Consider the following 12447-nt stretch of genomic DNA (forward strand, 5'->3'; position numbering starts at 1 on the left):
TCAGGTGGTGCCCACGCGCGCGGGCGGAGCGTCGTTGAGGTAGTAGTTGCCGACGGCATGGATCTTCCAGCGCACCGGGTCGTGCAGCGTGTGGGTGCGGGCGTTGCGCCAGTGGCGGTCGAGGTTCAGGTGGTCCAGCGTGGATTGCGTTCCCGACAGCTCGAAGAGCTTGGTGCCGGCGGCCAGCGACGCCTCGGTGGTGAGCGCACGGGCCTCGGCCACGGCGATGGCGGCAGCGGTGATGTGTTCTGCGGTGGCGTCCGTGGTGGCGATGTCCAGGATTCGGCCGGCGCGCGCCACCAGGGCGCGGGCAGCCTCCAACCGGACGGACAGGCGGCCGAATTCGCTGATTGTCAGCGGGTCGTGCCGCGCCTCGTCGAGGCCGGCGTCGATCCATGGCCGCGAGCGTTCGCGTACGAAGTCGACGGCGTCGGCGAGCGCGGCCTGGCCGATCCCCAGGTCGATGGCGGCGTGGATCAGCTGCGCCAGCGGCTTGATCGTGTTGCCGGGCGCGGACGGATCGGCAAGCAGCAGCACGTCTTGCCGCGGCACCGCGACGTTCTTGAAGACCACGGTGCCGCTGCCGGTCACGCGCTGGCCGAAGCCGGACCAGTCGTCGATGACTTCGACGCCGGGGCTGTCGCGGCGCACGAAGGCCAGACGCTGGATGCCGCCCTCGTCCACGGTGGCGGTGGGGATCCACTGGGCATAGAGTGCGCCGGTGCAGTAGAACTTGCTGCCGTTGATGCGCCAGCCGTCCTGGCCGTCGGGCGTCAGGCGGGTGCGGCGCTCGGCGGCGGTGCGTGTGCCGACCTCGGCCAGCGCATTGCCGAAGCGGTCGCCGGCCAGGGCGCGTGCGTAGAAGCGGGCCTGCTGGTCGGCGTTGCCGTTCACGCGCAGGACTTCCAGCGCGTAGTAGTGGTTCTGCGGAATCTGGCCCAGCGAGCCGTCGGCGCGCGAGATGATCGCCGTGACGGCAGCGAGCGTTACGCGGGAGACGCCGGCGCCGCCATGCTCGCGGGGCACGGTGATGCCCCACAGGCCCGACTGGGAATAGCGCTCCAGCTCCGGCAGGGGCAGTCGGCGTTCGCGGTCGCGTACGGAAGCCTCTTCGGCAAATTCGGCGGCCAGCGCGTGGGCGGTTTCGATGGCCTGCGCGTCGTTCTGGATGATGGCGGCGCGGCGGGGCGCCAGCGTGGACACGTTCTGATGCGGCATGAGTTCAGATCCAGGAATGGCGGTTGGGACGCTGGCCGTTCAGCACGTGGTTGCCGATGGCGTGGTACTTCCAGCGCACCGGGTCGTGCAACGTGTGCGTGCGCGCATTGCGCCAGTGGCGGTCCAGGTTGAACTCGGCCAGCGATGCGCGCGAGCCCGAGAGTTCGAAGAGCTTCTCGCTGGCGGTAAGCGCGATCTCCGTGGTCAGCGCTTTGGCGCGCGCCACCACGATGGACGCGGCCGCGACGGCGTCGGCGTCCAGCTCGCGTCGTGCGGCGTCGTCCAGGTGTTGCGCGGCCTCGGTCAGCAAGGCCTCGGCAGCATGCAGGTCGGTGTACAGACGCCCCACGTCGGCGATGACGTACGGGTCCTGCGTCGCGCGTTCGACGTTGGCCTCCACCCAGGGACGCGCGCGTTCGCGCAGGAAGGCCACCGTGTCGTTCAGCGCACCCTGCGCGATGCCGGCGTCGATGGCGGCCTGCATCAGCTGCGCGAAGGGGCCGATCAGCACGGGGCTTTCCTGCACGGTCCAGGCGGGCAGGATGCTTTCCGCTTCCACGCGCACGTTGTCCAGCAGCACCGTGCCGCTGGCCGTGGTGCGCTGACCGAAGCTGGACCAGTCGTCCACCACCGTCAGGCCCGGCGCGCCGCGTTCCAGCACGACCGTCACCAGCCTGCCCTGAGCGTCCAGCACCTTGGAGGGAATCCAGTGCGCGAACAGCGCGCCGGTGGAGTAGAACTTGCGGCCGGTAAGGCGAAAGCCGTCGCCGTCGGGGACAAGGCGCGCCTGTATATCGCGGGTATGGCGCGTGTGACGTTCGGGGCCCGCGTTGCCCAGCCGCCGTCCCGCCAGCACACCTTCGTAGTAACGGCGCTTCTGCTCAGGCGATCCGGTCAGGCGCAACAGGTTGAGAAAGCCGAAGTGATTCTGCGGGATCTGGCCCAGCGACGGGTCCGCCGCGCTGATGATGCGAAAGACCTCGGCCAGTGTGACATGGGACACGTCCGGTCCGCCGTATTCACGCGGCACCGTGATGCCGCCCAGGCCGCTCGCCGAGTAGCGTTCGATCTCGCGCCACGGCAAGCCGCGTTCGCGGTCCCGCTGCGCCGCGCCTTGTGCGAAATCGGCCGCCAGCGCATGCGCGGCGTCGATGGCCTGCGCGTCGCCGGCGATGCGGGCGGCAGGCACGACCCGCGGCGCCTCGTCGATGTCGTGCGTGGTGGAAATGCTTGAAGCTTGCGGCATGGAATGCCCCGGCGTTGAGAAGACATGCAGCCTACGTCGCGGCCGAGGCGAAGCGGAAGAACTGATTTTGCATTGGCTTATTTGAAATCGGCATATGCGCCCGAACGCTGCGTACGCCCCTGTTAGCGGGGCGCGGCGCGCATATCCAAATCACCAAAGAATGTTTGTGGCGGGCGTTGGCGCTTGCTTAGAGTCGAGTCTTTCCGCCAACCACCTAGCAGCCGCCATGCCCGAACTGGATCTGCCCTTGTCCCTGCATTACGACGGCGCGCTTGAAGCGCAGCTGTTTGACGATCTGCGGCTTGTCGTTGCGCCGAACATTCCGGCCGCGCGCCTCGACGCGCCGCGCGACCTGGCAAACGCGGAAGAGCGCGAGGCCGCCGCCCGCTATGCCGTGTGGAACACCGTGCATGACCTCTTCATCACGCAGGTCGCCGCGCATGCGATATCGGGCCTGTTCGACGACGACGTCGAGTTTCAGTTTGCGCTGGCGCGTCAGCTTGGCGACGACGCGGCGCACGCGGAGTTTTCGCGCGGACGCGCCGCAATACTGCTGGGCGCCGATCCGCTGCCGCTGGTCGAGGAGGGCGTGCGTGACGCATGGGACCTGATCGGCGGCTTTGCGCTGCGCAATTGGCAGAACTTCCTGGCGTGGCAGTTTCACTACGAGCACTACATCCTGGCGCGCCTGTTCGTGAACCGGCGCACCGCACAGGTGCTGGACTTCGGCCACCGCGAATTCGGCGAGAACCGCATTCTGCCGGACGAGGAGGCGCACCGCATCCGCATCACGCAGTGGTGGCTGAACAAGCTGGAACGCGCCGACCCGGCCCAACGTGAAGACTGGGTGGAAGGCCTGATCCAGGCCGACGAGGATGCGCAGCGCATCCTGGGTCCCTATCTGCGCGACTCCTGGCAGCTGAACCAACACGCCACGCGCCTGGACACCCGCAACCACGTCGCGCTGTACGACGCGTGGCGGCGCGAGTTGCTGGCCACGCTGCTGCGGCGTGATCCGGCGGATCTGCCTGCATTGACCAGCCTGGCGGCGTGATTCCGCACACCCTCCCCCTTCCCCGCACGACGCTCCCTCTTTCCACGCAAGGACACCACGATGACGCAGTCTCTTCCCCCCGCCGCAGACGATCAGGACCAGCCCGCCAGCCCGTTGCGCCGCTGGCTCATGGGCGCCGCGGCGCTGATGGGCTCGGGCGCCCTGTTTCCCAACGTGATCTTCGCGCCCGCGCACGCCGACACGAACAGCCTGCCCAACACCGTGGACGGCGCGGTGCGCGGCGGCGTGCTCAATGCAGTGGTGCATCCGGAGCCGCCCACGCTGGCGTTCTACCTGAACTCGTCCACGCCCACGGGGGCCGTGGTGAGCAAGATCTTCGACGGGCTGGTGGAGTACGGCCCGGACCTCAGGCCGCGTCCCGTCCTGGCCGAAAGCTGGACCGTGTCGGAGGACGGCAAGACCATCACCTTCAAGCTTCGCCAGGGCGTGCTGTGGCATGACGGCAAGCCGTTCACGTCGGCGGATGTGAAGTGGTCGGCCGAGGAAGTGTGGCTCAAACATGCGCCCAGCGCGCGCCGCGTGTTCCAGTACCTGCAGAAGGTGGAGGCGCCGGACGATCACACCGTGGTGCTGCACCTGTCCCAGCCCACCCCCGTGGCGCTGAACGCCATCGACTCGCTGGGTGCGCCGATCCTGCCGCGCCATCTGTTCGAAGGTACGGACATCCAGAACAATCCCTACAACAACAAGCCCATCGGCACGGGCCCCTTCGTGTTCAAGGAATGGAACCGGGGCAACTACATCGTGCTGGAGAAGAACGAGAAATACTGGCAGCCCGAGCGTCCGTACCTGGACCGCATCGTCTGGAAGATCATTCCCGACGTCTCGGGCCGCGCCACTGCGCTGGAAACCGGCGGCGTGGCCTACGGCGAGCGCAATCCGGTGGCCTTCACCGATGCGACGCGCCTGTCCAAGCTGCCCAAGCTGGCGGTCGACACGTCCGGCTACAACGGCTTTGCGGCGTGGCTGTGGCTGGAAGCCAACCTGCGCGATCCCATCCTTTCGAACCTGAAGGTGCGCCAGGCCATCGCGCATGCAGTGAACAAGCAGGTGCTGGTCAAGACCGTCTGGAACGGCTATGCCGAACCGTTCGTCAGCCCGGTGCCGTCGCTGGTCAAGCCCTATCACAATCCCAACGTGCAGCAGTATCCGTTTGATCCGGCGCTGGCCGAGAAGCTGCTGGACGAAGCGGGCTATCCGCGCAAGGCCGACGGCTGGCGCTTTGCGCTGACGCACGACTACATCCCGTTCGGCGACGACTACCGGCGCACCGGCGAGTTCGTGCGTCAGGCGCTGCGCAAGATCGGCATCGACGTGACGCTACGCGGGCTGGACCTGGCGACATGGACGCGCAATGTGTTCACCGACTACAACTTCCAGCTCATCAGTTCTTGGGGCACGGTGCTGATCGATCCGCAGCTGGGCGTGGAGACGCGCTACTGGAGCAAAGCTGAAGCCAAGGGCACGCCCTGGTACAACGTGTCCGGCTACAAGAACGCAGACATGGACCGGGCCATCGAAGCCGCGCAGATCGAAACCGATCCGCAAAAGCGCATCGAGCAGTACAACGAGGTGCAACGGCTGGCGCAGCGTGATCTGCCGCTGATCGGGCTGTTTGAGTTCCGCTGGTTTGGCGTGTGGGACAAACAGGTGCGCAACGTGACGGATGCCTCGTCCCATTCGCGCAACAACTTTGCCAACGTCTGGCTGGGCAAGGCCTGACGGCCGGGGAAAGATCGCCATGTCCCTGCGCCTGCCCCGTCCGCTGCGCTACCTGCTGCAGATCCTGTTCGTGGTGGGCGTCACCGCGATTGCCAACTTCTTCCTGCTGAAACTTGTTCCAGGTGATCTGGTGGACGTGATCGCCTCTGAAAACAGCGGCATCACGCCCGAGCACGTCGCGCAGTTGCGCCAGGCGTATGGCCTGGACCAGAGCGTGTTCGCGCAGCTGGGCTATTACCTCAAGAGCCTGCTGTCGCTGGACCTGGGGTATTCGTTCCGCTTCGGCGAGCCGGTGTCGGACCTGATCTTCAACCGGCTGCCCGCGACGCTGGCGCTGATTGGCACGGGTTTGGCGCTGTCCGTGGCCATCGGCGTGCTGCTGGGCGTGCTGGCCGCCCGGCGTCCGCAGGGCATCCTGGACACGCTGCTGTCCGGGCTGGCCACGGCCGGCTATTCCGCGCCCATGTTCTGGACGGCGCTGATGCTGATCGTGGGCTTTGGCGTGCACCTGAACTGGCTGCCGGTCGGCGGCATCCGTGACGTGGGCGCGGCGCACCAAGGCTGGGCGCTGTGGCTGGACTACGCGCGCCACCTGGCGCTGCCGGTCACGACCGTGGCGATCTACTACGTGGCCATCTACGCCCGGCTGTCGCGCGCGTCGATGATCGAAACCCTGCAGGAGGACTACATCCGCACGGCCCGCGCCCGCGGCAACGGCGAGGCGCGTGTCATCTGGCGCCATGCCCTGAAGAACGCCATTCTGCCGGTCATCACCATGCTGGGTCTGCAAAGCAGCGCGCTGCTGGGCGGCAGCATCGTGGTCGAAACCGTGTTCGCGTGGCCGGGACTGGGGCAGTTGTCGTTCGAGGCCATCGCCAGCCGCGACGTCAACCTGCTGCTGGGCATCCTGCTGATGAGCGCGGCGCTGGTCGCTCTGATGAACATAGCCGTCGACGCCTGCTACGGCCTGCTCGACCCCCGAGTGAGAAAGACATGAAAGCACCCGCCCTTGCCGCGCTGCGCCTGCTGCGCACGCCTTCGGCCGCTGTCGGCGCGGTCATTCTGGCCATCGTGATCGGCGCGGCGGCCAGCGCCTCGTGGCTGTTTCCCGACGATCCGCTGGAGATGGTCGGCGCCCCCTTTACCTGGCCCGGCGAAGACGCCGAGTTTCCCGCAGGTACCGACCTGATGGGCCGCGACATCCTGGCCGGGCTTTTCCACGGGGCGCGCGTGTCGCTGCTGGTGGGCGGCGCGTCGGCCGCGATCGCGCTAGGCATCGGGCTGCTGGTGGGCGCCTTTGCCGGCTATGCCGGTCCGCGCACCGATGCCGTGCTGATGCGCATCACCGAGCTGTTCCAGACGGTGCCCTCGTTCCTTCTGGCGATCGTGCTGGTGGCGATTCTGGGGCCGTCACTGTCGACCATCATCTTTGCGCTGGGCATCACGTCTTGGACCGGCATCGCGCGACTGACGCGCGGCGAATTCATTTCGCTGCGCGAACGCGAATTCGTGCGGGCCGCGCAGACGCTGGGCGCCGGCCACGCCCGCATCATCTTCCGCGAGATCCTGCCCAACGCCCTGCCGCCCATCATCGTGACCACCGCCGTGCTGGTGGCTCACGCCATCCTGTCCGAAGCGGGACTGTCCTTTCTGGGACTGGGCGATCCCAACGTGGTGAGCTGGGGCAGCATGGTCGGCGCGGGCCGCGAGGCGCTGCGCACCGCGTGGTACATGACCGCGCTGCCCGGCCTGACCATCATGGCGACCGTGCTGGCGCTGAACCTGCTCAGCGACGCCATCAACGACGCGCTCAACCCCAAGCTGCGCCGCCGCCGGGTCGCGGCACAGCCCGCCGCTGCCGGCCAGCCGTAACTTCATCTCCTACCATGACCACGCTGATCGACATCCAAGGATTGAACGTCGCCTTCCCCGGCCACCAGGCCGTGCGGAACCTGGACCTGCAACTGCGCGCGGGCGAAACACTGGCGCTGGTGGGCGAGTCCGGCTGCGGCAAGTCCACCACCGCGCTCGCCTTGCTGGGGCTGCTGCCGCGCCATGCGAAAGTGCAGGGCCGCGTGCTGTTCGAGGGCCAGGACCTGCTGGCGCTGTCCGAACGCCGCCGCTGCGCGCTGCGCGGCGACCGCATCGCGATGATCTTCCAGGAGCCAATGACCAGCCTGAATCCGGTGCTGACCCTGGGCGACCAGATCGGCGAAGCGCTGCGTCTGCATCGCGGCGCGTCCGCCCGCGCGGCCCGCGCACGTGCCATCGAGCTGCTCGACCTGGTGCGCGTGCCGGAGCCGCAGCGCCGCGTGGACGACTATCCGCATCACCTGTCCGGCGGTCAGCGCCAGCGGGCGATGATCGCCGCGGCCATCGCCTGCCAGCCCGCGCTGCTGGTGGCCGACGAGCCCACCACCGCGCTGGACGTGACTGTCCAGGCGCAGATCCTGAAACTGCTGGACGACCTGCGCGGTGAACTGGGCATGGGGCTGTTGCTGATCACGCACGACCTTGCCGTCGTTGGCGAATGGGCGGACCGCGTAGCGGTGATGGTGCAAGGCGAAAAGGTGGAAGAAGGCGCGGCGTCCACGCTGCTGGGCCAGCCGCGCCACCCGTACACGCGCGGCCTGCTTGGTGCATCGCTGCGGCTGGACGACGCCACGCATTACAGCAGGCTGCGGCTGCCGGAGATTCGCACGCGGCTGGATCCTGCGTCGGGCAAACCGGTTTTTGGACTGGTGACGCCGCCGCGCGCGCCCGCAGCCGCCAACGATCCCGCGGCCAGCGCAAACGGCCCGCTGCTGCAGGTGCAGGAACTGCGCGTGCAGTACCGGACGTCCCGCGGCGTCACCGCCGCGGTCGATGGCGTGTCGTTCGAGATCGCAGCGGGCGAAACCGTGGGTCTGGTGGGCGAATCGGGTTGCGGCAAGTCGACGCTGTCGCGCGCGCTGGTTCGGCTGCTGCCGCCGGCCTCGGGCCGCATCCTGCTTGGCGGCGAAGACACCACGGAACTGGACGCCGGACGTCTGGCGGGCTACCGCCAGCGCGTGCAGATGATCTTTCAGGATCCGTACGCGTCCCTCAATCCCCGGCACACCGTGGCGGACATCCTGGAGGCGGCGCTTCGCATTCACCATGTGAAGGATCGCAACGAACGCCGGCGCCGCATCCACCACATCCTGGACGCCGTGGGCCTGCCGCGCGACGCCTTGTCACGCTACCCCAGCGAATTCTCGGGAGGCCAGCGCCAGCGCATCGGCATCGCGCGGGCGCTGGTGCTGCGCCCGGCGCTGGTCATCTGCGACGAACCGGTGTCGGCGCTGGACGTGTCCGTGCAGGCGCAGATCCTCAACCTGCTGGTCGACCTGAAGGATGAGTTCCGGCTGTCCTACCTGTTCATTTCGCACGACCTGTCCGTGGTGCATTACCTGGCGGACCGGGTGCTGGTGATGAACGCGGGGCAAATCGTCGAGGAGGGGCCGAACGCCACGCTCTGGCGCGACGCCCGCCACCCGTACACGCGCAGCCTCATCGCCGCGCTGCCCCGGGGACTGGAACCGCGGGCCGAGGCGCAGCGGCGGATCGCCTGACGCCGCCGCGGGCTCCGCCTTAAGGGGGGCTGGCTTGCGCCTGCCCGCAGGCCTATACTGGATTCGCCGTTGCTGGACATTCCTTTACCTAAAGGAGAGGCAACATGTACAGGCACTTGCTCATCGCCGTGGACGGATCCCTGCTGTCCGAATCGGCATTCAAGCGCGCCCTCGTTTTCGCCAAGGAAATGGGCGCCACCATCACCCTGCTGCGCGCCATCCCGGAAGACCACCTGTTGGTTTACCAGGCCGAAATGCTGGGCACCACCGAAGGGCATCACACCGATCAGGCGCGCAAGAACGCGCAGGCGTATCTGGACGGGCTTGAAGCCGAGGCGCGGCACGCGCTGGTGCCCTGCGAAGCCATCGTCACGGTGAACGACCATCCGCACGAGGCCATCGTGGAGACGGCGCAAAAGTCCGGGTGCGACCTGATCGTGATGGGCTCGCACGGACGGCACGGCATGACGGGCTTTTTGCTGGGCAGCGAGACGCAGCGCGTGCTGGCGCGCACGCGGCTGCCGGTGCTGGTGTATCGCTAGCCTTGCTTCAAGGTGCCGGGCCGGGCGGCCGCGGTCAAGCGGCCGCCAGCGCGTGCTGGAACGTAAAGCTGTCCGCGTACAGGTGATCCAGACTGGCGCCGCGTTCGGCCAACAGGCTTTTGGCCTGGCGAATCATCTCCGGCGCGCCGCACAGATAGAACGCATGTTCCGACAGGTCCGCGTGATCTTCCAGCACCGCCTGCTGCACGTAGCCCCGGCGCCCCTGCCAGTCCGCCCCCGCGCGCGACAGCACGGGCACGAAATTGAATTCGTAGAGCCGTCCGGCCCAGCTTTCGATCTCGTCGCGCAGGTACAGGTCCGCCTCGGTGCGCATGCCCCAATACAGCGTCACGGGCGGGCATTCCTCGTTGTCCAGCAGCGACTCAAGAATCGCCTTGATGGGCGCAATGCCGGTGCCGGTGGCCATCATGATGAGCGGGCGCCAATCTTCCTCGTGATAGCTGAAGACGCCAAGCGGCGCCTCGATCTCCACCGGCGTGCCGGCGCTGGCCTGCCCCAGCCACTGGTCGGTGTAGCGGCCGCCGGGAATGCGGCGCACGTGGAAGTCGATCAGGTTGCCCGCCCGCGCCGACGCCATGGAGAAGCTGCGCGTCTCGCCGTCGGGGAGCACCACGTTCATGTACTGTCCCGGCACGTAATCCAGGCCCTCACCGGGCAGCGCCAGGGTCAGGTGGATGACGTCGTCACAGAACGCGGCGATACGATGGATCGTGGCGGGCATGCGGCGAGGTTCCGGGAAGGTCTGTCGGCTGCTCGCCACGCTGATGCACAGGTCGGCCGTCGGACGGGCCTGGCACGCCAGCGCGTAGCCCTGCTCGGCCTCTTCCGGGGTCAGCGCCATGGGGAATTCGTCATACCGGACAGTGCCCGATTCGAGTTTGATGCGGCAGGTGCCGCAGCCGCCGAACGTGCATTCGTGCGGCAGCTTCACCGCCGAACGCTCCGCGGCTTCCAGCACGGATTCGCCTTCATCGACGACAAAGGCTTCTGCGGTTTCCAGGATGTGCACGCGGTATGCCATGGCGCCCTCGCCTATTTCTTGATGTCCGCTTCGACCAGCACCTTCATGCCGCGCGGCTCCAGCAGTTCGCCCAGCGCAGCCAGTGCCGCAAGACCTGCTTTGGTGTCCTGCTCGCCGTTGCCGCCGCTCAGGCCCACGCCGCCGATCACCTCGCCATTCACGACGATGGGAAAGCCGCCGACGAACACCGCGAACTTGCCGTCGAAGCTCCACTGGATGCCGAAGGCTTCGTTGCCGGGCAGCGCGGGGCCGTTGGGCGGCGTATTGAATAGGTGCGTCGAGCGCTTGTGCCCGGCAGCGGTGAACGCCTTGTTCCAGGCGATCTGCGGGCCCGTGATGCGGGCGCCGTCCATGCGCTCGAGCGCAATCGGATAGCCGCCGTCGTCCACGATGCAGATCGACTCCAGCACGCCGATTTCCTGCGACTTGGCGATGGCGGCGCGCACCATGACGCGCGCTTCTTCAAGTTCCAGGCGATAGATCTGTTTCATGTGCAAAGCCTCTTTGGATGGATGAGCCGTCAGCCGGCGCGGTAGACGGTTTTGATCTGCGTGTAGAACTCCAGGCCCACGCGGCCCGATTCGCGGAATGTGGAGGTGCTGGAATGCTTCAGCCCGCCGAAGGGCGCGTTGATCAGGTTGCCGGTAGTGGTGCGGTTGATCTTCACGGTGCCTGCCTGGATATCGCGGGCGAAGCGGTGCGCGTAGCGCGCGTCGGTGGTGGCAATGGCGGCCGACAGGCCGTATTCCGTGTCGTTGGCCTGCGCGATGGCGTCTTCATAGCCGTCGACCTCGATCAGCGCGATCACCGGACCGAAGATTTCTTCGCGGGCAATGCGCATCTGCTGCGTCACACTGGCAAAGAGCGCGGGCGTGACGTAATAGCCGCGGTCGAAACCCGGACCCGTCAGGCGATCGCCGCCGTACAGGTGCGTGGCCTCCTGCTTGCCCAGTTCGATGTAGCCCAGCACGTTGTCGAGCTGGCGGGCGGTGGCCAGCGGGCCCAGGTCGAAATTGCCGTCCAGGCCGTTGCCGATGGTCAGCGTCTTGATCCTGGCGAGCAGCTTGTCCGTATAGGCGCCGCTGACCTTGCGGTCGACCAGCACGCGGCTGGTGCCGGTGCACGCCTGGCCGCTCAGCGAGAAACCGCCTTTGACCGCCAGGTCCACTGCGCGGTCCAGGTCGGCGTCGGCCAGCACGATCAAGGGATTCTTGCCGCCCAGTTCCATCTGCGTCCGGGTGGTCAGGCCGGCCGTGCGATGGATCTGCTCGCCGGCGGCGGTGGAGCCGGTGAACGAAATGGCGCGCACCTGGCTCGCCCCCGTGATGGCTTCGCCCACCGCTCCTGCCGGGCCCGTCAGGAAGTTCAGCACGCCGGCCGGCAATCCGGCCTGCACGAAGGCCTCGGTCAGGCGATAGCCCGACATCGGCGCGTCGGACGAGGGCTTGAACACCACCGTGTTGCCCGTGATGAGGGCCGGTGCAATCTTGCGAGCCGGAATCGAGATGGGGAAATTCCAGGGCGAGATCACCGTCACCACGCCCAGCGGTTCGCGCTGGCCGTAGACGATCATGTCCGGATCGTCGTTGGGATAGGTCTCGCCGGTGAATGACTGGCCTTCGACCGCGTAGAAACGGATCGTCTGCGCCGAACGCAAGATCTCGTCCTTGGCCAGGTTCAGGCCCTTGCCTTCTTCACGGGTCAGTTCGCGCGCGATCGACGCGGCGTTGTCTTCCAGATGCTGGGCCGCCTTGAACAGGATGGCCGCGCGCTTGGAGATCGGCGTGTCGCGCCACGCGGCAAACGCCGCCTCGGCCGCCAGGACCGCCTGCCGGGCGTCTTCGGCGTTGGAGACCTGGAATTGCCCGACGACGTCGTCCGTGTCGGCCGGGTTGCGGTTCGGCGCAGTTTTACCCGAGCCGCTGGGCGTCCACTTGCCGCCGATGTAGTTCAAAAAGGTCTGCTGCGAGAGATCGTCCACGGGAGCGCTTCCTTGATTGAGTCTGGGC

Annotated in this window: 11 protein-coding genes; 6 read left to right on the forward strand and 5 right to left on the reverse strand. The window is 67.3% G+C overall.

Annotated features, from left to right (window positions below; translation table 11 throughout):
* Positions 1–1218 carry an SfnB family sulfur acquisition oxidoreductase gene (locus HV681_RS14570; RefSeq protein WP_175123752.1) on the reverse strand — a complete coding sequence of 406 codons (1218 nt, stop codon included), beginning with the start codon at positions 1216–1218 and terminating at the stop codon, positions 1–3.
* 4 nt (positions 1219–1222) lie between these two features.
* On the reverse strand, positions 1223–2464 hold the full coding sequence (locus HV681_RS14575) for an SfnB family sulfur acquisition oxidoreductase (RefSeq protein ID WP_175123753.1): 1242 nt from the start codon (positions 2462–2464) through the stop codon (positions 1223–1225).
* A gap of 226 nt (positions 2465–2690) precedes the next feature.
* Between HV681_RS14575 and HV681_RS14580 the strand changes: the two genes are divergently transcribed.
* The 6 genes from HV681_RS14580 (at position 2691) to HV681_RS14605 (ending at position 9396) form a co-directional block, all read left to right on the forward strand.
* Positions 2691–3518, forward strand: coding sequence for a hypothetical protein (locus HV681_RS14580; protein WP_175123754.1), 828 nt, complete (start codon positions 2691–2693; stop codon positions 3516–3518).
* 60 nt (positions 3519–3578) lie between these two features.
* Positions 3579–5261, forward strand: coding sequence for an ABC transporter substrate-binding protein (locus HV681_RS14585; RefSeq protein ID WP_175123755.1), 1683 nt, complete (start codon positions 3579–3581; stop codon positions 5259–5261).
* A 19-nt stretch (positions 5262–5280) separates the two neighbouring features.
* Positions 5281–6258, forward strand: coding sequence for an ABC transporter permease (locus tag HV681_RS14590; protein WP_175123756.1), 978 nt, complete (start codon positions 5281–5283; stop codon positions 6256–6258).
* Positions 6255–7133 (forward strand): ABC transporter permease, encoded by an 879-nt coding sequence (locus HV681_RS14595; protein WP_056565144.1) that lies wholly within the window; start codon positions 6255–6257, stop codon positions 7131–7133. Before HV681_RS14590 ends, HV681_RS14595 begins: the two co-directional genes overlap by 4 nt.
* A gap of 14 nt (positions 7134–7147) precedes the next feature.
* On the forward strand, positions 7148–8854 hold the full coding sequence (locus HV681_RS14600) for an ABC transporter ATP-binding protein (RefSeq protein WP_175123757.1): 1707 nt from the start codon (positions 7148–7150) through the stop codon (positions 8852–8854).
* Positions 8855–8958: 104 nt separating this feature from the next.
* Positions 8959–9396: a universal stress protein gene (locus HV681_RS14605; protein WP_175123758.1), complete on the forward strand. Its 438-nt coding sequence runs from the start codon at positions 8959–8961 to the stop codon at positions 9394–9396.
* 34 nt (positions 9397–9430) lie between these two features.
* Here HV681_RS14605 and HV681_RS14610 read toward each other — a convergent pair whose 3' ends face one another.
* Genes HV681_RS14610 through HV681_RS14620 form a run of 3 tightly spaced genes read right to left on the reverse strand, consistent with a single transcriptional unit; the run spans position 9431 to position 12419 of the window.
* Positions 9431–10438: a 2Fe-2S iron-sulfur cluster-binding protein gene (locus HV681_RS14610; protein WP_175123759.1), complete on the reverse strand. Its 1008-nt coding sequence runs from the start codon at positions 10436–10438 to the stop codon at positions 9431–9433.
* Between the two features lie 11 nt (positions 10439–10449).
* Positions 10450–10929, reverse strand: a complete 480-nt coding sequence (locus HV681_RS14615; protein WP_056319338.1) for a GlcG/HbpS family heme-binding protein — start codon at positions 10927–10929, stop codon at positions 10450–10452.
* 29 nt (positions 10930–10958) lie between these two features.
* A complete protein-coding gene (locus HV681_RS14620) occupies positions 10959–12419 on the reverse strand; it encodes an aldehyde dehydrogenase family protein (protein ID WP_175123760.1) in 1461 nt (486 codons plus the stop codon).
* Positions 12420–12447 lie beyond the last annotated feature (28 nt).

Source organism: Achromobacter animicus (assembly GCF_902859585.1).
Lineage (GTDB): Bacteria > Pseudomonadota > Gammaproteobacteria > Burkholderiales > Burkholderiaceae_B > Achromobacter > Achromobacter animicus.